This is a genomic window from Rhizobacter sp., from assembly GCA_019635355.1.
GTDB lineage: Bacteria > Pseudomonadota > Gammaproteobacteria > Burkholderiales > Burkholderiaceae_C > Rhizobacter.
Genome location: JAHBZQ010000001.1, coordinates 4,049,321 through 4,073,183 on the forward strand (window position 1 = coordinate 4,049,321; position 23,863 = coordinate 4,073,183).

Here is a 23,863-nt window from a genome sequence, read left to right on the forward strand (position 1 = left end):
CTTTTTCATGTCAGCTGCCAGCGACCGGGAGGAATCACCTGCAGACCCAGTCGCCCCGCGCGGCGAGCGAGCTTCAGCACCGCCCGGTCGCGGCTGATCAGCCAACGGGCTTCGGCGACCGCCAGGTCGATGAACTTCTGGTCGTCGGTGTCGGTGCAGCGCAAGCGACCCGCGTCACCCTGTGGCTCAGGTGCGCGAATCGTCTCAGAAAGCAGGCGCCAACTTTCGTTGATTCTGGACAGATCGGGCCGGTAGCTCGCGGCCACGCCTCGACCGAGGACGTGCAGGAGTTCATCGTGCATGGCGTCCGTCACCAGCCAGCGCAGCTCGCGGCGCTCGATCGCGCCAAAAAGCGCTTGGCCGTCCGCGTTGCGGAACACCAGCCAGTCCAGCACGACGTTCGTGTCCAGCACCACCGCCGGCTTCAGAAGAGTTGCGTCCAAGTCCTTGCTTGCGAGTGAGGGTTGCCACGAATATAATCGCGGGCTTTCCAGCAGATTTTGCTGCGCTCTTTGTCGGGCGGCTCACCGTGCACACCACGGCTTCGGGCTCGTCTCCTGCGGAGCGCTCGACGACCTCTACTGAAAAAGACCAGGGCGCCTTGGCCGCACGTTCATGCGGCCCGGGCGCTTGTGTGACTTCAAACGGGAACAAGTTACCAATGCCAACCATCAACCAACTCGTGCGCAAAGGTCGTGAGACCGAAGCCACGAAGTCCAAGTCGCCTGCGATGCAGGGCGGCCCGCAGCGCCGCGGCGTCTGCACTCGTGTGTACACCACGACGCCGAAGAAGCCGAACTCGGCCCTTCGTAAAGTCGCCAAGGTGCGCCTGACCAACGGGTTCGAGGTCATCTCGTACATCGGCGGCGAAGGCCACAACCTGCAAGAACACAGCGTCGTGCTCGTGCGCGGCGGCCGTGTGAAGGACCTCCCCGGCGTGCGTTACCACATCGTCCGTGGCTCGCTCGACCTGCAAGGCGTGAAAGACCGCAAGCAGGCTCGTTCGAAGTACGGCGCGAAGCGCCCGAAGAAGGCCTGATAGATCAAGTTGTCATGCGCAATCTTCATGCTGCGCACGTCGTATTGCGGTACATCGTGTGATGTGCTGAGTAAGTGGGGTCGCAAAGCGTGTGATTCCGCGGCAGAGCTGAAAAGCCGAGCCAACTGAAGCCAAAGGAAGAGAAATGCCTCGTCGTCGCGAAGTCCCCAAACGGGACATCCTCCCCGATCCGAAGTTCAACTCGGTCGAGCTCTCCAAGTTCATGAACGTGATCATGGAGTCCGGCAAGAAGGCCGTGGCCGAACGCATCATTTACGGTGCCCTCGACCAGGTCGAGAAGAAGTCGGGCAAGGACCCGCTCGAGATCTTCAACGTCGCGCTGAACAACATCAAGCCGATGGTCGAAGTGAAGTCACGCCGCGTCGGCGGTGCGAACTACCAAGTTCCCGTGGAAGTTCGCCCCGTGCGCCGCGTGGCCCTGGCCATGCGCTGGTTGAAGGAATCGGCGCGCAAGCGTGGTGAGAAGTCGATGGCCCAGCGTCTGGCCAACGAACTGCTGGAGGCCGTCGAAGGCCGCGGCGGTGCGATGAAGAAGCGCGACGAAGTGCACCGCATGGCAGAAGCCAACAAGGCGTTCTCTCACTTCCGCTTCTAAGTTCTGGTCCCCTTGCGCGCCTGGGTCGTGTGACCGCCGGGCGCGCTTTTCAGTTTCTGGAGTGCCACCATGGCCCGCAAGACCCCCATCGAGCGCTATCGCAACATCGGCATCTCGGCGCACATCGACGCCGGCAAGACGACGACCACCGAGCGCATCCTGTTCTACACCGGCGTGAACCACAAGATCGGCGAGGTGCACGACGGCGCCGCCACGATGGACTGGATGGAGCAGGAGCAAGAGCGCGGCATCACGATCACGTCAGCCGCGACGACCTGCTTCTGGAAGGGCATGGAGCTCAACCACCCCGAGCACCGCATCAACATCATCGACACCCCCGGGCACGTCGACTTCACCATTGAAGTCGAGCGCTCGATGCGCGTGCTCGACGGCGCTTGCATGGTGTACTGCGCCGTGGGTGGCGTGCAGCCCCAGTCGGAAACCGTCTGGCGCCAGGCCAACAAGTACAAGGTGCCCCGCCTCGCGTTCGTCAACAAGATGGACCGCACCGGCGCGAACTTCTACAAGGTCTACGACCAGATGAAGGTTCGCCTGAAGGCCAACCCCGTGCCCATCGTGATCCCCATCGGCGCCGAAGACAACTTCACCGGCGTGGTCGACCTCATCAAGATGAAGGCCATCATCTGGGACGAAGCCTCCCAGGGCATGAAGTTCGACTACAAGGACATCCCGGCCGACCTGCAGGCCGACGCGCAGAAATGGCGCGAGAACATGCTCGAAGCCGCGGCTGAGTCCAGCGAAGAGCTGATGAACAAGTACCTCGAGTCGGGTGACTTGAGCGAAGCCGAGATCAAGCAGGGCATCCGCACCCGCACGATCGCGACCGAGATTCAGCCGATGCTGTGCGGTACCGCCTTCAAGAACAAGGGCGTGCAGCGCATGCTCGACGCGGTGATCGACTTCATGCCGTCGCCGATCGACATCCCGCCAGTGCCGGGCACCGACGAAGATGAAAAGACCGTCACCCGCAAGGCCGACGACAACGAGAAGTTCGCCGCGCTGGCCTTCAAGCTGATGACCGACCCGTATGTCGGTCAGCTGACCTTCGTGCGTGTGTACTCCGGCGTGCTGAAGTCGGGCGACTCGGTCTACAACCCGATCCGCGGCAAGAAGGAGCGCATCGGCCGGATCCTGCAGATGCACGCCAACCAGCGTGAAGAAATCAAGGAAATTCTGGCCGGCGACATCGCCGCCTGCGTGGGCCTGAAGGACGTCACCACCGGTGAAACGCTGTGTGACCCCGAGCACGTCATCACGCTCGAGAAGATGGTCTTCCCGGAGCCGGTGATCTCGCAGGCCGTCGAGCCCAAGACCAAGGCCGACCAGGAAAAGATGGGCATCGCCCTCGGCCGTCTGGCCGCGGAAGACCCCTCGTTCCGCCTGCGCACCGACGAAGAATCGGGCCAGACCATCATCTCCGGCATGGGCGAGCTGCACCTGGAAATCATCGTCGACCGCATGAAGCGCGAGTTCGGCGTGGAAGCCAACGTGGGCAAGCCGCAGGTGGCCTACCGCGAAACCATCCGCAAGTCGGTGAGCGACGTCGAAGGCAAGTTCGTGCGCCAGTCGGGCGGCAAGGGCCAGTACGGCCACGTCGTGCTGACCGTCGAGCCGCAGGAGCCGGGCAAGGGCTTCGAGTTCGTCGACGCCATCAAGGGTGGTGTCGTGCCGCGCGAATTCATCCCCGCAGTGAAGAAGGGCGTGGAAGACACGCTGCCGAACGGCGTGCTGGCCGGCTTCCCGGTGGTCGACGTGAAGGTCACGCTGACCTTCGGTTCGTACCACGAGGTGGACTCGAACGAAAACGCGTTCAAGATGGCCGCCTCGATGGGCTTCAAGGACGGCATGCGCAAGGCCAGCCCCGTGATTCTCGAGCCGATGATGGCCGTGGAAGTGGAAACGCCGGAAGACTACGCCGGCAACGTGATGGGTGACCTGTCGTCCCGCCGCGGCATGGTGCAGGGCATGGACGACATGCCTGGTGGCGGCAAGATCATCAAGGCCGAAGTCCCGATGTCGGAAATGTTCGGCTACTCGACCACGCTGCGCTCGATGTCGCAAGGCCGTGCCACGTACACGATGGAGTTCAAGCACTACAGCGAAGCTCCGAAGAACGTGGCCGACGCGATCATCACCGCGCGCGGCACGAAGTAATCAATTCAGTTAGACGAGCCGGTCTTCGTCGGGGCACCGCCTGCTGCCAGTGGCAGGCGGATCAACCTTCCGCCGGAGACCTTAAACACCGCACTGGACTGCTCTTTGATTTGGAGAATCTGAAATGGCAAAAGGCAAATTTGAACGGACCAAGCCGCACGTGAACGTGGGGACGATTGGTCACGTGGACCATGGCAAGACGACGCTGACGGCGGCGATCACGACGGTGCTGTCGAAGAAGTTCGGCGGTGAAGCCAAGGCGTATGACCAGATCGACGCGGCGCCCGAAGAAAAGGCGCGCGGCATCACCATCAACACCGCCCACGTTGAGTACGAGACCGCCAACCGTCACTACGCGCACGTCGACTGCCCCGGGCACGCCGACTACGTGAAGAACATGATCACCGGTGCTGCCCAGATGGACGGCGCCATCCTCGTGTGCTCGGCCGCTGACGGCCCCATGCCCCAGACCCGCGAGCACATCCTGCTCGCCCGTCAGGTCGGTGTGAAGTACATCATCGTCTTCCTCAACAAGTGCGACATGGTCGACGACGCCGAGCTCCTCGAGCTCGTCGAAATGGAAGTGCGCGAGCTCCTCAGCAAGTACGACTTCCCCGGCGACGACACCCCCATCATCAAGGGCTCGGCCAAGCTCGCCATGGAAGGCGACACCGGCGAACTCGGCGAGGGTGCCATCTTCAAGCTCGCAGAAGCCCTCGACACCTACATCCCCACGCCTGAGCGCGCCATCGACGGCGCCTTCCTCATGCCCGTGGAAGACGTGTTCTCCATCTCCGGCCGCGGCACCGTCGTGACCGGCCGTGTCGAGCGTGGTGTCATCAAGGTCGGTGAAGAAATCGAAATCGTCGGCATCAAGGCCACGCAAAAGACCACCTGCACCGGCGTCGAGATGTTCCGCAAGCTGCTCGACCAAGGTCAGGCAGGCGACAACGTCGGCATCCTGCTGCGCGGCACCAAGCGCGAAGAAGTCGAGCGCGGCCAAGTGCTGTGCAAGCCCGGCTCCATCAAGCCCCACACCCACTTCACCGCTGAGATCTACGTTCTGAGCAAGGAAGAGGGCGGCCGCCACACCCCGTTCTTCAACAACTACCGTCCCCAGTTCTACTTCCGCACGACGGACGTGACCGGCGCGGTGGAGCTGCCGAAGGACAAGGAAATGGTCATGCCGGGCGACAACGTCAGCATCACCGTCAAGCTGATCGCCCCGATCGCCATGGAAGAAGGCCTGCGCTTCGCCATCCGCGAAGGCGGCCGCACCGTCGGCTCGGGCGTCGTCGCCAAGATCCTGGAGTAAACCTCTGCGTGACGACCGGGTGGCCGCAGGGCTACCCGGCCATTACACCCGCGGCCCGCGCAGTCGCAACGGCCGCACCGCTCTTTTCAGGAATTCGTCATGCAAAAGCAAAAGATCCGCATTCGCCTCAAGGCGTTTGATTACAAGCTGATCGACCAGTCCGCACTGGAGATCGTCGACACCGCCAAGCGCACCGGCGCGATCGTCAAGGGCCCGGTGCCCCTGCCGACCCGCATGCAGCGTTTCGACATCCTGCGTTCGCCGCACGTCAACAAGACGAGCCGTGACCAGTTCGAAATCCGCACGCACCAGCGTCTGATGGACATCGTCGACCCGACCGACAAGACCGTGGACGCGCTGATGAAGCTCGACCTGCCGGCTGGCGTGGACGTCGAAATCAAGCTGCAGTAACCCTGTTTGGCGGGCGGTTGCTGAGACTTCAGCTTCTGCCCTACAATCGCAGGCTTTTCCGGAAGCAGGTGCGCCCATTGGGCCGCAGTTTGCATTCCAACCAGTCAGCCCGGCCAATCGATGTCGGGTATCGAAACAAAGGCTTCCGAACCGCAAGGCGAGGGGGCTGGAGAACACTATGAGTCTGAGCAACCGTCTCGGTTTGCTGGGCCGCAAGGTGGGCATGATGCGCATCTTCACGGACGATGGCGACGCCATTCCCGTGACCGTGCTCGACGTGTCCAACAACCGCGTCACCCAGGTCAAGACCGCAGAGACCGACGGCTACAGCGCCATCCAGGTGGCGTTCGGCACCCGCAAAGCATCGCGCGTGTCCAAGCCTGAAGCTGGCCACCTCGCGAAAGCGGGCGTCGAAGCTGGCGAAATCCTCAAGGAATTCCGCGTGGCTGCCGATGTGGCGTCGGGCTTCAAGCCTGGCGCGCAAGTTCCGGTGACCACCTTCGCCGTGGGCCAACTGGTGGACGTGCAAGGCACCTCCATCGGCAAGGGCTTCACCGGCACCATCAAGCGCCACAACTTCGGCTCGCAGCGCGCGTCGCACGGCAACAGCCGTTCGCACAACGTGCCGGGCTCGATCTCGATGGCGCAGGATCCGGGTCGTGTGTTCCCCGGCAAGAAGATGTCGGGTCACCTCGGTGATGTGACCAAGACCGTGCAAAACCTCGATGTGGTCCGCGTGGACGAAGCCCGCCAGCTGCTGCTGGTGCGCGGCGCCGTCCCGGGCTCGAAGAACGGCCATGTGGTCGTGAGCCCCGCCGTCAAGGTGAAGGTCAAGAAAGGAGCCCAGTAATGCAGCTCGAGCTCCTGAATGAACAAGGCCAGGCGACCTCCAAGGTCGACGCGCCCGACACCGTGTTCGCCCGCGACTACAACGAAGCGCTGGTGCACCAGATCGTCGTGGCCTTCCAGGCCAACGCCCGCCAAGGCACGCGCGCTCAGCTCGACCGCGCCGAGGTGAAGCACACGACCAAGAAGCCGTGGCGCCAGAAGGGCACCGGCCGCGCTCGTGCGGGTATGTCCTCGTCGCCGCTGTGGCGTGGGGGCGGTCGCATCTTCCCGAACAGCCCGAACGAAAACTTCAGCCAAAAGGTCAACAAGAAGATGTACCGCGCCGGCATGGCCGCCATCTTCTCGCAGCTGGCCCGTGAAGGCCGCCTGGCGGTGGTCGATTCGATCTCGGTCGATTCGCCCAAGACCAAGCAACTCGCCGCCAAGCTGAAGGCCATGGGCCTGTCCAGCGTGCTGGTGATCGCCGACCAGGTGGACGACAACCTGGCGCTGGCCTCGCGCAACCTGGCCAACGTGCTGGTCGTCGAGCCGCGCTACGCCGATCCGCTGGCCCTCGTGCACTACAAGAAGGTGCTCGTGACCAAGGCCGCGATCGAGCAACTCAAGGAGATGTTCGCATGAGCACCTCAACCCAAAAGCCCAAGCACGACGAAGGTCGCCTGGCCCAGGTGCTGGTCGCTCCGATCGTGAGCGAAAAGGCAACCGCCGCTGCCGAGAAGAACAACCAAGTGCTGTTCAAGGTGCTGCGCGACGCCACCAAGCCCGAGATCAAGGCCGCTGTCGAGCTGCTGTTCAAGGTCGAGGTCGAGTCCGTTCAGACCGTGGTGCAAAAAGGCAAGGTCAAGCGTTTCGGCCGTTCGGTCGGTCGCCGTGACCACGTCAAGAAGGCCTACGTGTCGCTGAAGGAAGGCCAAGAGCTCAACTTCTCCGGGGAGGCCGCGTAATGGCCGTCATCAAAGTCAAACCGACCTCGCCTGGCCGTCGTGGTGTGGTGAAGGTGGTGCATCCGCACCTGCACAAGGGCAAGCCGGAAGCGTCGCTCGTCGAGCCGCAATTCCAGCACTCGGGCCGCAACAACAACGGTCACATCACGATTCGCCACAAGGGCGGTGGTCACAAGCACCACTACCGCGTGGTCGACTTCGTGCGCAACAAGGATGGCATCCCGGCAAAGGTCGAGCGCATCGAGTACGACCCGAACCGCACGGCGCACATTGCGCTGGTCTGCTACGCCGATGGCGAGCGCCGCTACATCATCGCCCCGCGCGGTCTGGAAGTGGGCTCCACCGTGATCTCGGGCGCCGAAGCCCCGATCAAGGCCGGCAACACGCTGCCTATTCGCAACATCCCCGTGGGCTCGGTGATCCATTGCATCGAGCTGCTGCCGGGCAAGGGTGCGCAGATCGCCCGTTCGGCCGGTACGTCGACGACGCTGCTGGCTCGCGAAGGTACCTACGCCCAGGTTCGCCTGCGCTCGGGTGAAGTGCGCCGCATCCACATCGATTGCCGCGCCACCATCGGTGAAGTGTCGAACGAAGAGCACAGCCTGCGCCAGTACGGCAAGGCCGGTGCGATCCGCTGGAAGGGCATCCGCCCGACCGTCCGCGGCGTTGCCATGAACCCGGTGGATCACCCGCACGGTGGCGGCGAAGGCCGTACCGGCGAAGGCCAGGTGCCGGTGTCGCCTTGGAACACGATGACCAAGGGCTACCGCACTCGCAACAACAAGCGCACGCAGACGTTCATCGTCTCGCGTCGCAAGAAGTAAGGGGAACGGCACATGACTCGTTCACTCAAGAAGGGTCCGTTCGTCGACCATCACCTTCAGGCCAAGGTCGAGAAGGCTGTTGCGACCAAGGACAAGAAGCCCATCAAGACCTGGTCGCGCCGCTCGACGATCCTCCCCGATTTCATCGGTGTGACGATCGCCGTGCACAACGGCAAGCAGCACGTGCCGGTATACGTCACGGACCAGATGGTCGGCCACAAGCTCGGCGAATTTGCGCTCACCCGCACGTTCAAGGGCCATCCGGCTGACAAGAAGGCCAACAAGAAGTAAGGATGACGACGATGGAAACCAAAGCTATCGTTCGCGGCGTCCGCCTCTCGGCTGACAAGGGTCGGCTGGTGGCCGACATGGTCCGCGGCAAGAAGGTGGACCAGGCGCTCAACATCCTGACGTTCACCCCCAAGAAAGCTGCCGGCATCATCAAGAAGTGCCTCGAGTCCGCGATCGCGAACGCCGAGCACAACGACGGTGCCGACATCGACGAGCTGACCGTGAAGACGATCTACGTCGAGCAAGGTGCCACGCTGAAGCGTTTCTCCGCACGTGCCAAGGGCCGCGGCAATCGCATCAGCAAGCCGACCGCGCACATCTACATCACCGTCGGCAACTAAAGGCAAAGACCATGGGACAAAAAATCCACCCAACCGGGTTCCGCCTGCCGGTCACGCGCAACTGGGCCTCGCGTTGGTACGCATCGAACCAGAACTTCGCCACCATGCTGGCCGAAGACCTGAAGGTTCGTGACTACCTCAAGGCGCGCCTGAAGAGCGCTGCGGTGTCGCGCATCCTCATCGAGCGCCCCGCCAAGAACGCCCGCATCACCATCTTCTCGGCACGTCCGGGCGTGGTGATCGGCAAGAAGGGCGAGGACATCGAAAACCTGAAGGCCGAACTGACCAAGCGTCTGGGCGTGCCGGTGGCCGTGAACATCGAGGAAGTGCGCAAGCCCGAGATCGATGCCCAACTGATCGCCGACAGCATCACCCAGCAGCTCGAGAAGCGCATCATGTTCCGTCGCGCGATGAAGCGTGCGATGCAGAACGCGATGCGCCTGGGCGCCCAAGGCATCAAGCTGATGTCGTCGGGCCGCCTGAACGGCATCGAAATCGCTCGCTGCGAGTGGTATCGCGAAGGTCGCGTGCCCCTTCACACCCTCAAGGCCGACATCGACTACGGCTTCTCCGAAGCTCACACCACTTATGGCGTGATCGGCGTGAAGTGCTGGGTCTACCGCGGTGACCGTCTCGCCAATGGCGAGCTGGCACCCCAAGCCAAGCCGGAAGTGCAGGAAGACGATCGTCGCCCGCGTCGCGGCCCCCGCCCGGGTGGCCCTGGCGCTCCCGGCGGCCGTGGTGACCGTGGCGCTCCGCGCCGTGACGGTGGCCGTCCGACCGAAGGTGCCGCTGCAGCTCCCGCTGCGCCGGCTTCCGATGCGCCCAAGGCGCCGGCCGTCAAGCGTGTGCGCAAGGCGCCCACCGAGGCCAAAGGAGAATAAGCATGCTGCAACCTGCACGCAGAAAATTCCGCAAGGAACAAAAAGGTCGCAACACCGGTGTCGCCACGCGTGGCGCTGCCGTGTCGTTCGGCGACTTTGGCCTCAAGGCCACCGAGCGCGGCCGCCTGACGGCGCGCCAGATCGAAGCGGCTCGCCGCGCGATCTCGCGCCACATCAAGCGCGGTGGTCGCATCTTCATCCGCATCTTCCCCGACAAGCCGATCTCGCAGAAGCCGGCCGAAGTCCGCATGGGCAACGGCAAGGGCAACCCCGAGTACTACGTGGCCGAGATCGTCCCGGGCAAGGTGCTGTACGAAATCAACGGCGTGCCTGAACAGCTGGCCCGCGAAGCGTTCAAGCTGGCTTCGGCCAAGCTGCCGCTGAGCACCACGTTCGTCGCCCGCCAAGTGGGCGCCTGAGGCGCGAACGGAGCATCTTTATGAAAGCATCTGAACTCCGCGCCAAGGACGTTGCTGCACTCGAGAAGGAAGTGGCTGACCTGATGAAGGCCCACTTCGGTCTGCGCATGCAGAAGGCGACCCAGCAGTTGACCAACCACACGACGCTGGGCAATACCCGCCGTGACATCGCTCGTGCCAAGACCATCCTGGCCGAGAAGAAGAAAGGGGCCGCGAAATGACTGCCACCGCCGGTGAAATCAAGATCGACGCTCCGGGCAAGAACCAGCGCAAGCTGGTCGGCAAGGTCGTCAGCGACAAGCGTTCCAAGACCGTCACGGTCCTGATCGAGCGTCGCACCAAGCACGAGCTGTACGGCAAGATCGTCGCCAAGTCCAGCAAGTACCACGCGCACGACGAGAAGAACGAGTACAAGCTCGGTGACACCGTCGAGATCGCTGAAAGCCGCCCGATCTCCAAGACCAAGTCGTGGGTCGTGACCCGCCTGGTCGAGAAGGCTCGCGAAGTCTGATCTGATCTACCCTTGCGGGGCTGAACTCCCGCAGCAACGGTCGGGTGTGTCCTTTCCAGGCACCCCGGCCGTTTTTCATTCCATCTGACTCTCTTCATCGTTCGGAGGTGAACATGCTCAAGGTTGGCGACAAGCTCCCCGCAGGCGCGCTGCAGGAATTCATCGAGGTCGAAGGCAACGGCTGTTCGATCGGCCCCAACACCTTCGACATCGCGAAAGAGACGGCCGGCAAGACCATTGCCGTGTTTGCGCTCCCCGGTGCCTACACCCCCACATGTTCGGCGCAGCACGTGCCGGGCTATGTGCAGAAGGCCGAAGAGCTGAAGAAGGTCGGTGTGGACGAGATCTGGTGCGTCTCGGTCAACGACGCCTTCGTGATGGGCGCTTGGGGGCGTGACCAGAAAACGACGGGCAAGGTGCGCATGATGGCCGATGGCAGCGCTGCCTTCGCCAACGCCACCGGCCTGACGCTGGATCTGACGTCGCGCGGCATGGGAGTGCGCTCGCAGCGCTACTCCATGCTGGTGCAAGACGGCGTGGTCAAGACGCTGAACGTCGAGGCGCCCGGCAAGTTCGAGGTGAGCGATGCCGACACCTTGCTTGAACAAGCGAAGAAGCTGAAGGCCTGATTTTCCAGAATGCGTTGCCCGTGCTTGACACGGGCTTTTCCGCCGCTGCATAATCCGCAGCTTCGCCGAAAACCGGTTGTCATTCCTTCGCGGGTGACGTAACGAGTCGGCTCCGCCCATACACGGGCCCAAGACTGCTTGCTTCGGCGAGACAAGTTGGGGACAGAACATGATTCAAATGCAATCGCGGCTTGACGTCGCGGACAACACTGGCGCGAAGTCCGTCCAGTGCATCAAGGTGCTCGGCGGCTCCAAGCGTCGTTATGCCGGCATCGGTGACGTGATCAAGGTTTCCATCAAGGAAGCTGCGCCGCGTGGCCGCGTGAAGAAGGGCGAGGTCTACAGCGCCGTCGTCGTTCGCACCGCCAAGGGCGTGCGCCGCCAAGACGGTTCGCTGGTCAAGTTCGACGGCAATGCCGCTGTCCTGCTGAACGCCAAGCTCGAGCCGATCGGCACCCGCATCTTCGGCCCGGTGACGCGTGAACTGCGCACCGAGCGTTTCATGAAGATCGTTTCGCTCGCACCCGAAGTGCTCTGAGCTGCGGTTGGAGAAAGCTGAATGAACAAGATTCGCAAAGGCGACCAGGTCATCGTGTTGACCGGCCGCGACAAGGGCAAGCGTGGCACGGTGCTGTCGCGCGAAAGTGAAGACCGCATCGTGGTCGAAGGCGTGAACGTGGTGAAGAAGCACGTCAAGCCGAACCCGATGAAGGGGACGACCGGCGGTGTCGTCGACAAGACCCTGTCGATCCACCAGTCCAACGTCGCCATCTTCAACCCTGCCACCGGCAAGGCCGATCGCGTGGGCATCAAGTTGGTGGCCGACGCCAAGACCAACAAGACCACCAAGGTCCGCGTCTTCCGCTCCAGCGGCGACGAAATCAAGGCGTAATCAGCATGGCCAAGCAACAAGCCCAAGCCGCCCAAGCAGGCGTGCCCGCAGCCCGTCTGCAGAAGGTCTACCGTGAGACCATCGCTCCGGCGCTCATCGAGAAGTTCGGCTACAAGTCGCCGATGCAGGTTCCTCGCATCACCAAGATCACGCTCAACATGGGTGTGAGCGAAGCGGTGTCCGACAAGAAGGTCATGGAACACGCCGTGGGCGACCTGACCAAGATCGCCGGCCAGAAGCCCGTGGTCACCAAGAGCAAGAAGGCCATCGCCGGCTTCAAGATCCGTGACGGTGTGCCCATCGGCTGCATGGTCACCCTGCGTGGCGTCCAGATGTATGAATTCCTGGACCGCTTCGTGACGATCGCGCTGCCCCGCGTGCGCGACTTCCGCGGCATCTCGGGCCGTTCGTTCGATGGTCGTGGCAACTACAACATCGGCGTCAAAGAACAGATCATCTTCCCCGAGATCGAGTACGACAAGGTGGATGCGCTGCGTGGTCTGAACATCAGCATCACGACGACCGCGAAGAGCGACGACGAGTGCAAGGCACTGCTGTCGGCCTTCAAATTCCCGTTCAAGAACTGAGGCGGCCATGGCTAAAACTTCCCTCATCCAGCGCGAACTGAAGCGCGAGCAACTGGTCGCCAAGTACAAGAAGAAGTACGACGAGCTCAAGGCCACTGCCAACGACGCGAAGAAGTCCGACGAAGAGCGCTACGCCGCCCGTCTGGCTCTGCAGCAGCTGCCCCGCAACGCCTACCCGACCCGCCAGCGCAACCGCTGCGAACTGACCGGCCGCCCCCGTGGCACGTTCCGCAAGTTCGGTCTGGCCCGCAACAAGATCCGCGAACTGGCCTTCAAGGGTGACATCCCCGGTGTCATCAAGGCGAGCTGGTAATCGGCACGACGATCAGGAGATATTCGAATGAGCATGAGTGATCCTATCGCCGACATGCTGACGCGCATCCGCAACGCGCAGATGGTCGAGAAGACCAGCGTTGCCCTGCCGTCCAGCAAGCTGAAGGTGGCGATTGCCCAGGTCCTGAAGGACGAGGGTTACATCGAGAGCTTCGCCATCACCGGCGACAAGGCCAAGCCGCAGCTGGAAATCGCGCTGAAGTACTACGCAGGCCGCCCCGTGATCGAGCACATCGAGCGCGTGAGCCGTCCTGGCCTGCGCATCTACAAGGGTCGCCACGATATCCCCAGCGTTCAGAACGGTCTGGGTGTGGCCATCGTCACCACCCCGAAGGGCGTGATGACCGACCGCAAGGCACGCCAAGCCGGTATCGGCGGCGAAGTGCTCTGCTACGTCGCCTAAGAGAGGGAGCACAGCAATGTCCCGCGTTGGAAAAATGCCGATCGCCATCCCCAAGGGTGTGGATGTGTCGATCACCGCTGAGCAAATCAGCATCAAGGGTTCGCTCGGCACGCTGGTGCGTCCCGTGAACTCGCTCGTGACCGTGAAGAGCGCTGACGGCAAGGTGACCTTTGCCCCGGCCAATGACTCGGTCGAAGCCGACGCCATGTCGGGCACCATGCGTGCGCTGGTGAACAACATGGTCAACGGCGTGAGCAAAGGCTTCGAGCGCAAACTGACGCTCGTCGGCGTGGGCTTCCGTGCCCAGGCTGCCGGCCAGAAGCTCAACCTGCAGATCGGTTTCTCGCACCCCGTGGCCAAAGACATGCCGGCTGGCATCAAGGTCGAGTGCCCGACGCAAACCGAAATCATCATCAAGGGTTCCGATCGCCAGGTCGTGGGTCAGATCGCCGCTGAAGTGCGCGCGATCCGCCCGCCTGAGCCTTACAAGGGCAAGGGCATCCGCTATGCGGACGAGAAGGTCACGATCAAGGAAACCAAGAAGAAGTAAGGAGCGACGACCATGTCTCTGACCAAGAAGGACCAGCGCATTCGCCGCTCCCGCCAGACCCGCGCCCGCATTGCGGTGCAGCGCGTGGCCCGCCTGACGGTGTTCCGTACCAACCTGCACATCTATGCCAGCGTCATCTCCGACGACGGCAGCCAGGTGCTCGCCAGCGCCTCGACGGTCGAAGCCGACGTGCGCAAGGAACTCGGCGCTGCCGGCAAGGGCGGCAACGTCAACGCTGCCACGCTGATCGGCAAGCGCATCGCCGAGAAGGCCAAGGCCGCCGGCATCGAGAAGGTTGCGTTCGATCGCGCCGGTTTCGCTTATCACGGCCGCGTGAAGGCCCTGGCTGAAGCCGCGCGTGAAGCCGGCCTGCAGTTCTAAGGAAGATTGAAATGGCAAAGTTCACTCCCCGCGCACAAGCCGAAGGCAATGACGACGGCCTGAAGGAAAAGATGATCGCGGTGAACCGCGTCACCAAGGTGGTGAAGGGCGGTCGCACGCTGAGCTTCGCTGCGCTGACCGTGGTCGGTGATGGCGATGGCCGCATCGGCATGGGCAAGGGCAAGGCCAAGGAAGTGCCGGTCGCGGTGCAGAAGGCCATGGAATCGGCCCGCCGCAACCTGTTCAAGGTCTCGCTCAAGAACGGCACGATCCACCACAAGGTGGTCGGCGAGCACGGCGCATCGCGCGTGCTGATGGCTCCGGCCAAGCCCGGTGACGGCATCATCGCCGGCGGCCCGATGCGCGCCGTCTTCGAAGTGATGGGCGTGACCGACATCGTGTGCAAGAGCCTCGGCTCGTCGAACCCCTACAACATGGTTCGCGCCACGCTGGACGCGCTGAAGAACATCAGCACCCCGGCCGAGATCGCCGCCAAGCGCGGCCTGACGGTCGAAGAGATCCTCGGCTGAGCGGCCGGGATCGGAGAAACATCATGGCAGCAGCAGACAAGAAGACCGTCACCGTGAAGCTCGTGCGCAGCATCGCCGGCACGCGTGAATCGCACCGCGCCACCGTGCGTGGCCTGGGCCTGCGCAAGCTCAACAGCACCTCCACGCTCGAGGACACCCCGTCCGTGCGCGGCATGATCACCAAGGTCCAGTACCTGGTGAAGGTGATCTGAGGCAAGGAACGAACATGGAACTCAACAGCATCAAGCCCGCCGCTGGTTCGAAGCGCCCCCGTCGCCGTGTCGGCCGTGGCATCGGCTCTGGCCTGGGCAAGACCGCAGGCCGCGGCCACAAGGGCCAGAAGTCGCGTTCGGGCGGCTACCACAAGGTCGGTTTCGAAGGCGGCCAGATGCCGCTGCAGCGTCGCCTGCCGAAGCGTGGCTTCAAGTCGGCTTCGCTCAAGTACAACGCCGAGATCAGCCTGACCGACCTGGAGCGCCTGGGCGCTGCGGAAGTCGACGTGCTCGCACTCAAGGCCGCGGGCCTCGTGGGCGAACTCGCCAAGGTGGTCAAGGTGATCAAGTCGGGCGAGCTGACCAAGAAGGTCGCGCTCAAGGGCATTGGCGCCACCGCTGGCGCGAAGGCGGCCATCGAAGCCGCCGGTGGCTCGGTCGCCTGAGCTGACTGACTTCGCTTAAGGAATCGGTCTCAGTGGCAACCAACGCGAATCAGCTGGCCAAGAGTGGCAAGTTCGGCGACCTGCGTCGCCGGCTTGTCTTCTTGTTGCTCGCGCTCGTGGTCTACCGCATCGGGGGGCACATTCCGGTGCCCGGCATCGACCCGGCACAGCTGCAGGAGATGTTCAAGACGCAGGAGGGGGGCATCCTCAGCTTGCTGAACGTGTTCTCCGGCGGCGCGCTGCAACGCTTTACCGTGTTCGCGCTGGGCATCATGCCGTACATCTCCGCGTCGATCATCATGCAGTTGATGACCTACGTGGTGCCCTCGCTCGAAGCCCTGAAGAAGGAAGGCGAGGCCGGTCGTCGCAAGATCACGCAGTACACGCGTTATGGCACCTTGGGCTTGGCGCTGTTCCAGGCGCTGGGCATTGCGTTGGCGCTGGAAGGTTCGCCGGGTCTCGTGATCAGCCCGGGCTTCGGCTTCCGCATGACCGCGGTGGTGAGCCTGGTGGCCGGCACGATGTTCCTGATGTGGCTGGGTGAACAGATCACCGAGCGTGGGCTGGGCAACGGCATCTCGATCCTGATCTTCGGTGGCATTGCCGCTGGTCTGCCGAGTGCTATCGGCGGTTTGCTGGAACTGGTGCGTACCGGCGCGATGAGCGTGCTGGTGGCGATGTTCATCGTCGTGCTGATCGGCGCCGTGACTTACGTCGTGGTGTTCGTTGAGCGTGGCCAGCGCAAGATCCTGGTGAACTACGCCAAGCGCCAGGTGGGCAACAAGGTCTATGGCGGCCAGTCATCGCACCTGCCGCTGAAGCTGAACATGTCTGGCGTGATCCCGCCGATCTTCGCGTCGTCGATCATCCTGCTGCCGGCCACGATCGTGGGGTGGTTTGCCACGGGTGACAGCCTCCGCTGGCTGAAGGATCTCGCTGCGGCGTTGTCACCCGGCCAGCCGATCTACGTGATGCTGTTTGCCGCGGCCATCGTTTTCTTCTGCTTCTTCTACACGGCCCTGGTGTTCAACAGCCGCGAGACCGCAGACAACCTGAAGAAGAGCGGTGCCTTCATCCCGGGCATCCGCCCTGGTGAGCAGACCGCTCGACACATCGACCGCATCCTGTCCCGTCTGACGCTGGCTGGTGCGATCTACATCACCGCGGTGTGTCTGCTGCCCGAGTTCCTGGTGCTGAAGTACAACGTCCCGTTCTACTTCGGTGGTACCTCCCTCCTGATCATCGTGGTCGTCACGATGGACTTCTGGGCCCAGGTGCAGAGTTATGTGATGAGTCAGCAGTACGAATCACTGCTGAAGAAGGCAAGTTTCAAGGCGAGCTGAACGACAACACGGCATGGCGAAAGACGACGTCATTCAGATGCAGGGTGAGATTCTGGAGAACCTCCCCAACGCCACGTTCCGTGTGAAGCTGGAAAACGGGCACATCGTGCTGGGCCATATTTCCGGAAAGATGCGCATGCACTACATCCGCATCCTTCCTGGAGACAAGGTGACGGTCGAGTTGACGCCCTACGATTTGTCGCGAGCACGCATCGTGTTCCGCGCCAAGTGACGAACGAGTTTGATGATTTGAGAAGCGGTCTGACGAAGGCCTAGGAGAAGAGAATGAAAGTTGCAGCATCGGTCAAGGCAATGTGCCGGAATTGCAAGGTCATCCGCCGCAAGGGCGTGGTGCGCGTGATCTGCACCGATCCGCGTCACAAGCAGCGCCAGGGCTGAGCCACGGCTCGCCTGCACACAGCGAATAGAGGAAGCACATGGCACGTATTGCTGGTATCAACATTCCGCCGCACAAGCACGCCGAGATCGGCCTGACTGCGATCTACGGCATCGGCCGCACGACCGCTCAGAAGATCTGCGAAGCCAGCGGCGTTCCCTTCGACCGCAAGATCAAGGACCTGACCGACGCCGATCTGGAAAAGATCCGCGAAGAGATCGGCAAGATCACGATCGAAGGCGATCTGCGCCGCGAGATGTCCATCAACATCAAGCGCCTGATGGACCTGGGTTGCTACCGCGGTTTCCGTCATCGCCGCGGCCTGCCGGTCCGCGGGCAGCGCACCAAGACGAACGCCCGCACCCGCAAGGGCCCGCGCAAGTCTGGCGCCCTGGTCAAGAAGTGATCGCTGCTCGGCAACGACAAGCAGTCTGACGAGCACACAGAGAGAAGGTCGATATGGCTAAAGCACCCCAGAACACCGCCGCCCAGCGCGTGCGCAAGAAGGTCCGCAAGAACGTTGCGGACGGCATCGCGCACGTCCACGCGTCGTTCAACAACACGATCATCACCATCACCGACCGCCAAGGTGGCGCCCTGTCGTGGGCCTCGAGTGGTGGCCAGGGTTTCAAGGGCTCGCGCAAGTCGACTCCTTTTGCTGCCCAGGTGGCGGCTGAAGTGGCCGGCCGTGCGGCTCAAGAGCAAGGCATCAAGAACCTCGACGTGCGCATCAAGGGCCCCGGCCCCGGCCGCGAGTCGTCGGTTCGTGCACTGGCGTCGCTGGGTATCCGCATCACCTCCATCTCGGACGTGACGCCGGTCCCGCACAACGGTTGCCGCCCGCAGAAGCGCCGTCGCATCTAAGGATTCGCATCTGTTTTCGTCGCCGGCCAGCGCCTCACGGTGCTCGCCGGCGGTTCTGTTGAAACCGCAAGGTTTCGCTAAGCCCACCGTCTGAGCGCCTACAAAACAACCCGCCAGACTCGCGCGAGCCTCTCCGTCGTGAAGCACGCGTCAGATTGACAAAGGAAGCAACGTGGCACGTTACCTAGGACCCAAGGGCAAACTTGCCCGCCGTGAAGGCACCGATCTTTTCCTGAAGAGCGCCCGTCGCCCGATCGGGGACAAGGTCAAGTTCGACAGCAAGCCCGGCCAGCACGGTCGCACCTCCGGCTCGCGCACCTCCGACTTCGGCCTGCAACTGCGCGAGAAGCAGAAGGTCAAGCGCATGTACGGCATCCTCGAACGTCAGTTCCGCCGCTACTTCGCCGAAGCCGAGCGCCGCAAGGGCAACACCGGCGCGAACTTGCTGACCCTGCTCGAGTCGCGCCTTGACAACGTGGTGTACCGCATGGGCTTCGGCTCCACGCGCGCCGAAGGCCGCCAGCTGGTGTCGCACAAGGCGATCACCGTGAATGGCCAGGTCGTCAACATCGCCTCCTACATGGTCAAGGTCGGTGACGTGGTCGCCGTGCGCGAAAAGTCGAAGAAGCAGCTGCGCATCACCGACGCGCTGAAGCTTGCGGAATCGCAAGGCATGCCCAACTGGGTGCAGGTCGACGCCAGCAAGCTGGAAGGCGTGTTCAAGAAGACGCCGGACCGCGACGAATTCGGCGCCGACATCAAGGAAGCGCTGATCGTCGAACTGTATTCGCGCTGATCTGCGACCAGACTGCGAAGGGTGCCTTGGGCACCCTCGTGGTCTTTGCAAGTTTTAAGAGTTCCCTACGTCCGCGGCGGCATCTCGCCGTTGCGGTTGGTCCCTCAGCCTTATCGGTGTAACGAACCGAGGGTATTGAAAGAAAGACCTCATGCAAACAAACCTGCTCAAACCCAAAGCCATCAATGTGGAGCCGCTGGGCGGCAACCGCGCCAAGGTCACGCTCGAGCCGTTCGAGCGCGGCTACGGTCATACGCTGGGCAACGCGCTGCGTCGCGTGCTGCTGTCGTCGATGGTGGGTTATGCGCCGACCGAAGTGACCATCGCGGGCGTGCTCCACGAGTACTCGGCCATCGACGGTGTGCAAGAAGACGTGGTTCACATCATGCTGAACCTCAAGGGCGTGGTGTTCCGCCTGCACAACCGCGATGAAGTCACGCTCGTCCTGCGCAAGGAAGGCGAAGGCCCCGTCACCGCCGGCGACATCCAGACCCCGCACGACGTCGAGATCATCAACCCCGAGCACGTGATTGCCCACCTGTCGCAAGGCGGCAAGCTCGACATGCAGATCAAGGTCGAGAAGGGCCGCGGCTATGTGCCGGGCACGCTGCGCCGCTACGGCGACGAGCCGACCAAGTCGATCGGCCGCATCGTGCTCGACGCTTCGTTCTCGCCTGTTTCGCGCGTGAGCTACACCGTCGAGTCGGCCCGTGTCGAACAGCGCACCGACCTTGACAAGCTCGTGATGGAAATCGCCACCAACGGCGCCATCACACCGGAAGAAGCTATCCGCGCGTCGGCCAAGATCCTGGTCGAACAGCTCGCCGTGTTCGCGCAGCTCGAAGGCAGCGAGATCGCTGCGTTCGACGCGCCGGCCCAGCGCAGTACGCAGTTCGACCCGATCCTGCTGCGCCCGGTCGACGAGCTCGAGCTGACGGTGCGTTCGGCCAACTGCCTGAAGGCCGAAAACATCTACTACATCGGCGATCTGATCCAGCGCACCGAGACCGAGCTGCTCAAGACGCCTAACCTCGGCCGCAAGTCGCTCAACGAAATCAAGGAAGTGCTGGCCTCGCGTGGCCTCACGCTCGGCGCTCGCCTTGAAAACTGGCCCCCCCAAGGCCTGGACAAGCGTTAATCAAAACATGGGGCCACCCGGCCCCGGTGCACCCGGCAGTACCTGATACGGCTGCCGGCTCATTAGTCAGAAAGGAAACAGCACCATGCGTCACCGTCACGGACTTCGTAAGCTCAACCGCACCAGCGAGCACCGCCTCGCCATGCTGCGCAACATGACCAACTCGCTGCTGCAGCACGAGGCGATCAAGACCACGCTGCCCAAGGCGAAGGAACTGCGCCGCGTCGTCGAGCCGCTGATCACGCTCGCCAAGGAGCCGACGCTGGCCAACCGCCGCCTCGCCTTCGACCGCACCCGCGATCGCGACATCGTCACCAAGCTCTTCAACGAACTGGGCCCGCGCTACAAGGCTCGCCCGGGCGGCTACACGCGCATCCTGAAGATGGGCTTCCGCGTGGGCGACAACGCGCCGATGGCGTTCGTCGAACTGGTCGACCGTCCGGAACCCGCGGCTGAAGAAGCTGGTGCGGACAAGGCTGAATAAGCCACACCACCCGCATCAAGAGGGCCGGTTCTTACCGGCCCTTTTCTTTTGCAGTGACTTGGTGCCGTGCCGTCATTTCTCCTCTGTTTGGACGTGTTCAACGGTGACATGCAAGGCGCTGCTGTGCTACACTCATCGGCTCAGTCGCGGGGTGGAGCAGTCTGGTAGCTCGTTGGGCTCATAACCCAAAGGTCGTTGGTTCAAATCCAGCCCCCGCAACCAAATTCAGCAAGAAGAAAAAGAACTCAAAGGCCCGCCTCGCGCGGGCCTTTTGCATTTCGGAGGCCGTGGAACGCGGCCGGTCTTGGGTACGCTATGGCATCCGCGCACGCGCCGTGCGCCGGCTCGCGCAACTTCGCCACCCGAAGCATGAAAAACCCCCTCGTCGCGGCGTACCGCTACACCACGAACAACTGGTCGCAGATCCTCGCGAGCAAGGTCTGCGGCTGCTGCAACTGCGTGCAGACCTTCGGGTCCGACGAAGTGGTGGGCTGGACGGGCCTGGACATGCACAACGCTGACGACCCGAAGGCCATCGAGGGCCAGACCGCGATGTGCCCGCGCTGTGGCAGCGAAGCGGTGCTGGGCGACAAATCGGGCTTCCCGATCACGGTGCCGTTCCTCACGCAGATGAATGAAGCCTGGTTCCAGCAGACGCTCATCCGCCCGGCCAAGCCCAAGGCGTAGTGCCGCGCCCGAGGGGTTCCCGTGCCGACCTGCCGCATCGACCACATCACCATCACCGCCGCTACGCTCGAAGCAGGCGCTGAGCTGGTGTTCGAGTCTCTGGGCGTGAGGCCGCAGCCAGGCGGCGAACACCCGCGGATGGGAACGCACAACCTGCTGCTGCGCCTCGGTGACGCCGTGTTCCTCGAGGTGATCGCCGTCAATCCGAACGCGCCTCGTCCGCCGCGCCCACGGTGGTTCGAGCTGGACCGCCTCTCGCCCGGCACGCCGCCGCGCCTTGCCTGCTGGGTGGCGCGCACCGACGACATCGTCGGTGCCTTGCGCGACTGTCCTGCGCCGCTGGGCGCGCCGCAGACCCAATCCAGGGGCACTTTGGAATGGCGCATCTCGATCCCGGACGATGGCCACCTACCCTTCGGTGGCGCGGCGCAGGCGTTGATCCAGTGGCAAACCGCCACGCATCCCGCCCGCAGCCTGCTCGACCTGGGTTGTGCACTGGTCGCCTTGGAGCTGCTGCACCCCGACACACCCGCATTGCGCAATGTGCTCGACACGCTTCAGGTGGCAGAGCCAGGCGTCGACCTCACGGTGCGCGAGGCCGCATCGCCCGGAATCGTGGCGCACATCCGCACCCCGCACGGGCTCCGACGGCTGGGCCCGCAAGCCCCTCTCCTGCAGCGTTAGCATCGAACCGATCCGCTCCGCCCCCTCAAGACCTTCCCATGCGCACGACCCTCCTCCTGACCTCGCTGATCCTGCTCTCCGCCTGCGCGAATGCTCCCGAGAGCGCCGCCGACAAAGGCGCCCTGGGCAAGGTCCAGGAACGCAAGATCGTGTCCACGACGATGGAGCGCTCGGCGTCCCGGCCCCAGGTGCCGATCCGCGAACGGGCGATGTCGAGTCAGCCGCTCCAGGAGTCGGTGCTCAAGCCGGTCTACGAGCACCTGGTCGCGCTCGAAGACGGCCGCTCGCTGCGGGTGCAGAGCACCCATGCCGGGTTTCCGGTGGGCAGCTGTGTCCGCGTGGCCGAGGGCGACAGCCCCGCGCGGCTGCTGCCGAGCACCGGCTGCAAGTAGGCCCACCGCTTCACCTTCATGATGCTCATGACCGGCCGGAAAGACGACGCCACCCTGCGCTTCTATGAGCGCGCCGCCTTCGACCGCCACGGCAAACAAGCCTTCATCGCGAGGCCGCCGCACTGACATGGCACGCAACATCGAGATCAAGGCCCGCATCGCAGGCATCGACTCCATCGTCGACGCCTTGCGCCCCTTGGGTGCCGAAGGCCCGACCGAGATCCTCCAGGACGACACCTTCTTCCACTGCGACAACGGCCGCCTGAAGCTGCGGGCGTTCTCCGCCACGCACGGCGAGCTGATCTTCTACCAACGCGACAACCAGCCCGGCCCGAAGGAGTCGTTCTACGTGCGCGCTCCGACCCACGACCCCGCCGCGCTGCGGCAGGCGCTGACGCTTGCGCATGGCGCGTGCGGCCGTGTGATCAAGCAGCGCACGCTGTACCTTGTCGGTCGCACGCGGGTGCACCTCGACCGCGTGCAGGGCCTCGGCGAGTTCCTCGAACTCGAAGTGGTGATGGACGAGGCCGAGCCTGTGTCGGCCGGTGTCGACGAGGCGCACCGCCTCATGGCCGCGCTCGGCGTGCAGCCCCATCAGCTGGTCGAAGACGCCTACGTCGACCTGCTCGCCCGCGCGCCAGCGCACGCACGCGATGGCTGACGCCCCGCTCTACCAGCTGCTTGCCGATGCCGTGCTGGTGCTGCACGTGTCGCTCGTGCTCTTCGTCGTGGGCGGCCTGGTGCTGGTCGTCGTGGGCAACCTGCGATCGTGGCCGTGGGTCAACGCCTGGTGGTTCCGGCTCGCCCACCTGCTGACCATCGGTGTGGTCGTCGCCGAAGCGTGGTGGGGTGTCGTGTGCCCGCTCACCACGCTCGAGATGTGGCTACGGGCTCAGGCGCGCGACAGCACCTACGCCGGCAGCTTCATCGAGCACTGGTTGCAGGCCTTGCTCTTCTGGCAGGCGCCGCCCTGGGTGTTCACCGTGGCCTACACGCTCTTCGGCCTGGCGGTGGCCGCCGCGTGGTGGCGTTTCCCGCCCCGGCGATGATCAGGCGCGTGACCAGAGGCGCTTGGCGAGCGCCTGCACCTCGGTATCGGGGTGCGGTGTACCGCGGCGGCCTTCGCGCTCGTTGCGCAGCAGGCGCCAGAGGGTGTCTTTGTGGGGCAGCACGGTGCCGAAGAAGCGCACGCCATCGGCATCGCTGACCAGCAAGGTGGGAAAGTTTTCCACCTCGACGGGGTCGACGAATTCGGATTCGTCTTCGATGTCGACCCACACGAAGCGCATGTCGCCGGTGTGGGAAAAGGCCTGCGCCGCCTCCTCGAAGATGCTGCGGTAATCGCGGCAGGTGCCGCACCACTCGGCGCACAGGCACACCACGAGCAGGGGTGCAGAGGATGTGGGCGTGTCAGACATTGCCCCGGATCATCTCAGACCGCGCCGCATCGTGCCGCGCGCGGCAGGTTTCGGAATGCGAGTTGCCGCAACCGGGGC

41 protein-coding genes, 1 tRNA gene and 1 pseudogene are annotated in these 23,863 nt (G+C 63.5%); 41 read left to right on the plus strand and 2 right to left on the minus strand.

The genetic code is table 11. The annotated features are described in order from the left end of the window. Positions 1–5: 5 nt before the first annotated feature. Positions 6–443: a putative toxin-antitoxin system toxin component, PIN family gene (locus tag KF892_18670; protein MBX3627047.1), complete on the minus strand. Its 438-nt coding sequence runs from the start codon at positions 441–443 to the stop codon at positions 6–8. A gap of 218 nt (positions 444–661) precedes the next feature. On the opposite strand from KF892_18670, the gene rpsL reads away from it, so the two are divergent. The 41 genes and pseudogenes from rpsL to KF892_18875 all read left to right on the plus strand — a co-directional run bounded on the left by rpsL (position 662) and on the right by KF892_18875 (position 23,416). Continuing rightward, entirely contained in the window at positions 662–1,039 is a 378-nt protein-coding gene (gene rpsL / locus KF892_18675) for a 30S ribosomal protein S12 (protein MBX3627048.1), read from the plus strand. 145 nt (positions 1,040–1,184) lie between these two features. Continuing rightward, positions 1,185–1,655 (plus strand): 30S ribosomal protein S7, encoded by a 471-nt coding sequence (gene rpsG, locus KF892_18680; GenBank protein MBX3627049.1) that lies wholly within the window; start codon positions 1,185–1,187, stop codon positions 1,653–1,655. Positions 1,656–1,724: 69 nt separating this feature from the next. Further along, entirely contained in the window at positions 1,725–3,830 is a 2,106-nt protein-coding gene (gene fusA / locus KF892_18685) for an elongation factor G (protein MBX3627050.1), read from the plus strand. 124 nt (positions 3,831–3,954) lie between these two features. Beyond that, positions 3,955–5,145 carry an elongation factor Tu gene (tuf, locus tag KF892_18690; protein ID MBX3627051.1) on the plus strand — a complete coding sequence of 397 codons (1,191 nt, stop codon included), beginning with the start codon at positions 3,955–3,957 and terminating at the stop codon, positions 5,143–5,145. Between the two features lie 99 nt (positions 5,146–5,244). Then, positions 5,245–5,556, plus strand: a complete 312-nt coding sequence (rpsJ, locus tag KF892_18695) for a 30S ribosomal protein S10 (GenBank protein ID MBX3627052.1) — start codon at positions 5,245–5,247, stop codon at positions 5,554–5,556. A 178-nt stretch (positions 5,557–5,734) separates the two neighbouring features. Further along, a complete protein-coding gene (rplC, locus tag KF892_18700; protein ID MBX3627053.1) occupies positions 5,735–6,406 on the plus strand; it encodes a 50S ribosomal protein L3 in 672 nt (223 codons plus the stop codon). After that, positions 6,406–7,026, plus strand: coding sequence for a 50S ribosomal protein L4 (gene rplD, locus KF892_18705; protein ID MBX3627054.1), 621 nt, complete (start codon positions 6,406–6,408; stop codon positions 7,024–7,026). Before rplC ends, rplD begins: the two co-directional genes overlap by 1 nt. Next, positions 7,023–7,349 (plus strand): 50S ribosomal protein L23, encoded by a 327-nt coding sequence (rplW, locus tag KF892_18710; protein ID MBX3627055.1) that lies wholly within the window; start codon positions 7,023–7,025, stop codon positions 7,347–7,349. Before rplD ends, rplW begins: the two co-directional genes overlap by 4 nt. Beyond that, the gene (gene rplB / locus KF892_18715; GenBank protein MBX3627056.1) at positions 7,349–8,173 is read left to right on the plus strand and encodes a 50S ribosomal protein L2; all 825 of its coding nucleotides are present in this window, start codon (positions 7,349–7,351) and stop codon (positions 8,171–8,173) included. The genes rplW and rplB overlap by 1 nt, the downstream gene beginning before the upstream one ends. Before the next feature lie 12 nt (positions 8,174–8,185). After that, the gene (gene rpsS / locus KF892_18720) at positions 8,186–8,464 is read left to right on the plus strand and encodes a 30S ribosomal protein S19 (protein MBX3627057.1); all 279 of its coding nucleotides are present in this window, start codon (positions 8,186–8,188) and stop codon (positions 8,462–8,464) included. Between the two features lie 11 nt (positions 8,465–8,475). Then, positions 8,476–8,805, plus strand: coding sequence for a 50S ribosomal protein L22 (gene rplV / locus KF892_18725; GenBank protein ID MBX3627058.1), 330 nt, complete (start codon positions 8,476–8,478; stop codon positions 8,803–8,805). 11 nt (positions 8,806–8,816) lie between these two features. Further along, positions 8,817–9,689 (plus strand): 30S ribosomal protein S3, encoded by an 873-nt coding sequence (gene rpsC / locus KF892_18730; GenBank protein ID MBX3627059.1) that lies wholly within the window; start codon positions 8,817–8,819, stop codon positions 9,687–9,689. Positions 9,690–9,691: 2 nt separating this feature from the next. Beyond that, positions 9,692–10,108, plus strand: coding sequence for a 50S ribosomal protein L16 (gene rplP, locus KF892_18735; GenBank protein MBX3627060.1), 417 nt, complete (start codon positions 9,692–9,694; stop codon positions 10,106–10,108). A gap of 20 nt (positions 10,109–10,128) precedes the next feature. Beyond that, positions 10,129–10,329, plus strand: coding sequence for a 50S ribosomal protein L29 (gene rpmC, locus KF892_18740; GenBank protein ID MBX3627061.1), 201 nt, complete (start codon positions 10,129–10,131; stop codon positions 10,327–10,329). Further along, the gene (gene rpsQ, locus KF892_18745) at positions 10,326–10,619 is read left to right on the plus strand and encodes a 30S ribosomal protein S17 (GenBank protein MBX3627062.1); all 294 of its coding nucleotides are present in this window, start codon (positions 10,326–10,328) and stop codon (positions 10,617–10,619) included. The genes rpmC and rpsQ overlap by 4 nt, the downstream gene beginning before the upstream one ends. Positions 10,620–10,732: 113 nt before the next feature. Then, positions 10,733–11,248, plus strand: a complete 516-nt coding sequence (locus KF892_18750) for a peroxiredoxin (protein ID MBX3627063.1) — start codon at positions 10,733–10,735, stop codon at positions 11,246–11,248. Between the two features lie 169 nt (positions 11,249–11,417). Further along, complete coding sequence (rplN, locus tag KF892_18755) at positions 11,418–11,786, plus strand: 50S ribosomal protein L14 (protein ID MBX3627064.1); 369 nt, start codon at positions 11,418–11,420, stop codon at positions 11,784–11,786. A gap of 21 nt (positions 11,787–11,807) precedes the next feature. Beyond that, on the plus strand, positions 11,808–12,140 hold the full coding sequence (rplX, locus tag KF892_18760) for a 50S ribosomal protein L24 (GenBank protein ID MBX3627065.1): 333 nt from the start codon (positions 11,808–11,810) through the stop codon (positions 12,138–12,140). Positions 12,141–12,145: 5 nt separating this feature from the next. Beyond that, positions 12,146–12,727 (plus strand): 50S ribosomal protein L5, encoded by a 582-nt coding sequence (gene rplE / locus KF892_18765; protein MBX3627066.1) that lies wholly within the window; start codon positions 12,146–12,148, stop codon positions 12,725–12,727. A gap of 7 nt (positions 12,728–12,734) precedes the next feature. Continuing rightward, positions 12,735–13,040 (plus strand): 30S ribosomal protein S14, encoded by a 306-nt coding sequence (gene rpsN / locus KF892_18770; GenBank protein MBX3627067.1) that lies wholly within the window; start codon positions 12,735–12,737, stop codon positions 13,038–13,040. 27 nt (positions 13,041–13,067) lie between these two features. Continuing rightward, positions 13,068–13,463, plus strand: a complete 396-nt coding sequence (gene rpsH / locus KF892_18775; GenBank protein ID MBX3627068.1) for a 30S ribosomal protein S8 — start codon at positions 13,068–13,070, stop codon at positions 13,461–13,463. A 16-nt stretch (positions 13,464–13,479) separates the two neighbouring features. Then, positions 13,480–14,013 carry a 50S ribosomal protein L6 gene (gene rplF / locus KF892_18780; GenBank protein MBX3627069.1) on the plus strand — a complete coding sequence of 178 codons (534 nt, stop codon included), beginning with the start codon at positions 13,480–13,482 and terminating at the stop codon, positions 14,011–14,013. Positions 14,014–14,025: 12 nt separating this feature from the next. Then, complete coding sequence (rplR, locus tag KF892_18785; GenBank protein ID MBX3627070.1) at positions 14,026–14,394, plus strand: 50S ribosomal protein L18; 369 nt, start codon at positions 14,026–14,028, stop codon at positions 14,392–14,394. Between the two features lie 11 nt (positions 14,395–14,405). Beyond that, positions 14,406–14,924, plus strand: coding sequence for a 30S ribosomal protein S5 (gene rpsE / locus KF892_18790; GenBank protein MBX3627071.1), 519 nt, complete (start codon positions 14,406–14,408; stop codon positions 14,922–14,924). 23 nt (positions 14,925–14,947) lie between these two features. Then, a complete protein-coding gene (rpmD, locus tag KF892_18795) occupies positions 14,948–15,136 on the plus strand; it encodes a 50S ribosomal protein L30 (protein ID MBX3627072.1) in 189 nt (62 codons plus the stop codon). Positions 15,137–15,150: 14 nt separating this feature from the next. Then, on the plus strand, positions 15,151–15,582 hold the full coding sequence (gene rplO / locus KF892_18800; GenBank protein ID MBX3627073.1) for a 50S ribosomal protein L15: 432 nt from the start codon (positions 15,151–15,153) through the stop codon (positions 15,580–15,582). A 32-nt stretch (positions 15,583–15,614) separates the two neighbouring features. Next, positions 15,615–16,925: a preprotein translocase subunit SecY gene (gene secY / locus KF892_18805; GenBank protein MBX3627074.1), complete on the plus strand. Its 1,311-nt coding sequence runs from the start codon at positions 15,615–15,617 to the stop codon at positions 16,923–16,925. A gap of 13 nt (positions 16,926–16,938) precedes the next feature. Then, entirely contained in the window at positions 16,939–17,157 is a 219-nt protein-coding gene (gene infA, locus KF892_18810; GenBank protein MBX3627075.1) for a translation initiation factor IF-1, read from the plus strand. Between the two features lie 53 nt (positions 17,158–17,210). Continuing rightward, positions 17,211–17,324 carry a 50S ribosomal protein L36 gene (rpmJ, locus tag KF892_18815; protein MBX3627076.1) on the plus strand — a complete coding sequence of 38 codons (114 nt, stop codon included), beginning with the start codon at positions 17,211–17,213 and terminating at the stop codon, positions 17,322–17,324. Between the two features lie 38 nt (positions 17,325–17,362). Then, positions 17,363–17,728, plus strand: a complete 366-nt coding sequence (gene rpsM, locus KF892_18820; protein ID MBX3627077.1) for a 30S ribosomal protein S13 — start codon at positions 17,363–17,365, stop codon at positions 17,726–17,728. Positions 17,729–17,781: 53 nt separating this feature from the next. Beyond that, on the plus strand, positions 17,782–18,186 hold the full coding sequence (gene rpsK / locus KF892_18825) for a 30S ribosomal protein S11 (GenBank protein MBX3627078.1): 405 nt from the start codon (positions 17,782–17,784) through the stop codon (positions 18,184–18,186). 172 nt (positions 18,187–18,358) lie between these two features. Beyond that, positions 18,359–18,982: a 30S ribosomal protein S4 gene (gene rpsD, locus KF892_18830; protein ID MBX3627079.1), complete on the plus strand. Its 624-nt coding sequence runs from the start codon at positions 18,359–18,361 to the stop codon at positions 18,980–18,982. Positions 18,983–19,133: 151 nt separating this feature from the next. After that, positions 19,134–20,120 carry a DNA-directed RNA polymerase subunit alpha gene (gene rpoA / locus KF892_18835; protein MBX3627080.1) on the plus strand — a complete coding sequence of 329 codons (987 nt, stop codon included), beginning with the start codon at positions 19,134–19,136 and terminating at the stop codon, positions 20,118–20,120. An 85-nt stretch (positions 20,121–20,205) separates the two neighbouring features. Further along, complete coding sequence (gene rplQ, locus KF892_18840) at positions 20,206–20,604, plus strand: 50S ribosomal protein L17 (GenBank protein ID MBX3627081.1); 399 nt, start codon at positions 20,206–20,208, stop codon at positions 20,602–20,604. Between the two features lie 145 nt (positions 20,605–20,749). Continuing rightward, positions 20,750–20,826 (plus strand) — tRNA-Met (locus KF892_18845). A 147-nt stretch (positions 20,827–20,973) separates the two neighbouring features. Continuing rightward, positions 20,974–21,291 carry a hypothetical protein gene (locus KF892_18850; protein ID MBX3627082.1) on the plus strand — a complete coding sequence of 106 codons (318 nt, stop codon included), beginning with the start codon at positions 20,974–20,976 and terminating at the stop codon, positions 21,289–21,291. A gap of 21 nt (positions 21,292–21,312) precedes the next feature. Continuing rightward, complete coding sequence (locus tag KF892_18855; GenBank protein ID MBX3627083.1) at positions 21,313–21,975, plus strand: VOC family protein; 663 nt, start codon at positions 21,313–21,315, stop codon at positions 21,973–21,975. A gap of 38 nt (positions 21,976–22,013) precedes the next feature. Next, entirely contained in the window at positions 22,014–22,367 is a 354-nt protein-coding gene (locus KF892_18860; protein MBX3627084.1) for a hypothetical protein, read from the plus strand. An 18-nt stretch (positions 22,368–22,385) separates the two neighbouring features. Then, positions 22,386–22,493: pseudogene (locus KF892_18865) on the plus strand (GNAT family N-acetyltransferase). Between the two features lies 1 nt (position 22,494). Beyond that, positions 22,495–23,028 carry a class IV adenylate cyclase gene (locus KF892_18870; GenBank protein ID MBX3627085.1) on the plus strand — a complete coding sequence of 178 codons (534 nt, stop codon included), beginning with the start codon at positions 22,495–22,497 and terminating at the stop codon, positions 23,026–23,028. After that, positions 23,021–23,416 (plus strand): DUF2784 domain-containing protein, encoded by a 396-nt coding sequence (locus tag KF892_18875; GenBank protein MBX3627086.1) that lies wholly within the window; start codon positions 23,021–23,023, stop codon positions 23,414–23,416. The genes KF892_18870 and KF892_18875 overlap by 8 nt, the downstream gene beginning before the upstream one ends. Here KF892_18875 and KF892_18880 read toward each other — a convergent pair whose 3' ends face one another. Continuing rightward, the gene (locus KF892_18880; protein ID MBX3627087.1) at positions 23,417–23,785 is read right to left on the minus strand and encodes a thioredoxin family protein; all 369 of its coding nucleotides are present in this window, start codon (positions 23,783–23,785) and stop codon (positions 23,417–23,419) included. Positions 23,786–23,863 lie beyond the last annotated feature (78 nt).

What these genes read in the sequence shown, in the direction of transcription:
- rpsL (MBX3627048.1), top strand. Translation starts at nt 662, where the DNA reads ATGCCAACCATCAACCAACTCGTGCGCAAAGGTCGTGAGACCGAAGCC.
- rpsG (MBX3627049.1), top strand. Translation starts at nt 1,185, where the DNA reads ATGCCTCGTCGTCGCGAAGTCCCCAAACGGGACATCCTCCCCGATCCG.
- fusA (MBX3627050.1), top strand. Translation starts at nt 1,725, where the DNA reads ATGGCCCGCAAGACCCCCATCGAGCGCTATCGCAACATCGGCATCTCG.
- tuf (MBX3627051.1), top strand. Translation starts at nt 3,955, where the DNA reads ATGGCAAAAGGCAAATTTGAACGGACCAAGCCGCACGTGAACGTGGGG.
- rpsJ (MBX3627052.1), top strand. Translation starts at nt 5,245, where the DNA reads ATGCAAAAGCAAAAGATCCGCATTCGCCTCAAGGCGTTTGATTACAAG.
- rplC (MBX3627053.1), top strand. Translation starts at nt 5,735, where the DNA reads ATGAGTCTGAGCAACCGTCTCGGTTTGCTGGGCCGCAAGGTGGGCATG.
- rplD (MBX3627054.1), top strand. Translation starts at nt 6,406, where the DNA reads ATGCAGCTCGAGCTCCTGAATGAACAAGGCCAGGCGACCTCCAAGGTC.
- rplW (MBX3627055.1), top strand. Translation starts at nt 7,023, where the DNA reads ATGAGCACCTCAACCCAAAAGCCCAAGCACGACGAAGGTCGCCTGGCC.
- rplB (MBX3627056.1), top strand. Translation starts at nt 7,349, where the DNA reads ATGGCCGTCATCAAAGTCAAACCGACCTCGCCTGGCCGTCGTGGTGTG.
- rpsS (MBX3627057.1), top strand. Translation starts at nt 8,186, where the DNA reads ATGACTCGTTCACTCAAGAAGGGTCCGTTCGTCGACCATCACCTTCAG.
- rplV (MBX3627058.1), top strand. Translation starts at nt 8,476, where the DNA reads ATGGAAACCAAAGCTATCGTTCGCGGCGTCCGCCTCTCGGCTGACAAG.
- rpsC (MBX3627059.1), top strand. Translation starts at nt 8,817, where the DNA reads ATGGGACAAAAAATCCACCCAACCGGGTTCCGCCTGCCGGTCACGCGC.
- rplP (MBX3627060.1), top strand. Translation starts at nt 9,692, where the DNA reads ATGCTGCAACCTGCACGCAGAAAATTCCGCAAGGAACAAAAAGGTCGC.
- rpmC (MBX3627061.1), top strand. Translation starts at nt 10,129, where the DNA reads ATGAAAGCATCTGAACTCCGCGCCAAGGACGTTGCTGCACTCGAGAAG.
- rpsQ (MBX3627062.1), top strand. Translation starts at nt 10,326, where the DNA reads ATGACTGCCACCGCCGGTGAAATCAAGATCGACGCTCCGGGCAAGAAC.
- KF892_18750 (MBX3627063.1), top strand. Translation starts at nt 10,733, where the DNA reads ATGCTCAAGGTTGGCGACAAGCTCCCCGCAGGCGCGCTGCAGGAATTC.
- rplN (MBX3627064.1), top strand. Translation starts at nt 11,418, where the DNA reads ATGATTCAAATGCAATCGCGGCTTGACGTCGCGGACAACACTGGCGCG.
- rplX (MBX3627065.1), top strand. Translation starts at nt 11,808, where the DNA reads ATGAACAAGATTCGCAAAGGCGACCAGGTCATCGTGTTGACCGGCCGC.
- rplE (MBX3627066.1), top strand. Translation starts at nt 12,146, where the DNA reads ATGGCCAAGCAACAAGCCCAAGCCGCCCAAGCAGGCGTGCCCGCAGCC.
- rpsN (MBX3627067.1), top strand. Translation starts at nt 12,735, where the DNA reads ATGGCTAAAACTTCCCTCATCCAGCGCGAACTGAAGCGCGAGCAACTG.
- rpsH (MBX3627068.1), top strand. Translation starts at nt 13,068, where the DNA reads ATGAGCATGAGTGATCCTATCGCCGACATGCTGACGCGCATCCGCAAC.
- rplF (MBX3627069.1), top strand. Translation starts at nt 13,480, where the DNA reads ATGTCCCGCGTTGGAAAAATGCCGATCGCCATCCCCAAGGGTGTGGAT.
- rplR (MBX3627070.1), top strand. Translation starts at nt 14,026, where the DNA reads ATGTCTCTGACCAAGAAGGACCAGCGCATTCGCCGCTCCCGCCAGACC.
- rpsE (MBX3627071.1), top strand. Translation starts at nt 14,406, where the DNA reads ATGGCAAAGTTCACTCCCCGCGCACAAGCCGAAGGCAATGACGACGGC.
- rpmD (MBX3627072.1), top strand. Translation starts at nt 14,948, where the DNA reads ATGGCAGCAGCAGACAAGAAGACCGTCACCGTGAAGCTCGTGCGCAGC.
- rplO (MBX3627073.1), top strand. Translation starts at nt 15,151, where the DNA reads ATGGAACTCAACAGCATCAAGCCCGCCGCTGGTTCGAAGCGCCCCCGT.
- infA (MBX3627075.1), top strand. Translation starts at nt 16,939, where the DNA reads ATGGCGAAAGACGACGTCATTCAGATGCAGGGTGAGATTCTGGAGAAC.
- rpmJ (MBX3627076.1), top strand. Translation starts at nt 17,211, where the DNA reads ATGAAAGTTGCAGCATCGGTCAAGGCAATGTGCCGGAATTGCAAGGTC.
- rpsM (MBX3627077.1), top strand. Translation starts at nt 17,363, where the DNA reads ATGGCACGTATTGCTGGTATCAACATTCCGCCGCACAAGCACGCCGAG.
- rpsK (MBX3627078.1), top strand. Translation starts at nt 17,782, where the DNA reads ATGGCTAAAGCACCCCAGAACACCGCCGCCCAGCGCGTGCGCAAGAAG.
- rpoA (MBX3627080.1), top strand. Translation starts at nt 19,134, where the DNA reads ATGCAAACAAACCTGCTCAAACCCAAAGCCATCAATGTGGAGCCGCTG.
- rplQ (MBX3627081.1), top strand. Translation starts at nt 20,206, where the DNA reads ATGCGTCACCGTCACGGACTTCGTAAGCTCAACCGCACCAGCGAGCAC.
- KF892_18850 (MBX3627082.1), top strand. Translation starts at nt 20,974, where the DNA reads ATGAAAAACCCCCTCGTCGCGGCGTACCGCTACACCACGAACAACTGG.
- KF892_18860 (MBX3627084.1), top strand. Translation starts at nt 22,014, where the DNA reads ATGCGCACGACCCTCCTCCTGACCTCGCTGATCCTGCTCTCCGCCTGC.
- KF892_18870 (MBX3627085.1), top strand. Translation starts at nt 22,495, where the DNA reads ATGGCACGCAACATCGAGATCAAGGCCCGCATCGCAGGCATCGACTCC.
- KF892_18875 (MBX3627086.1), top strand. Translation starts at nt 23,021, where the DNA reads ATGGCTGACGCCCCGCTCTACCAGCTGCTTGCCGATGCCGTGCTGGTG.
- KF892_18880 (MBX3627087.1), bottom strand. Translation starts at nt 23,785, where the DNA reads ATGTCTGACACGCCCACATCCTCTGCACCCCTGCTCGTGGTGTGCCTG.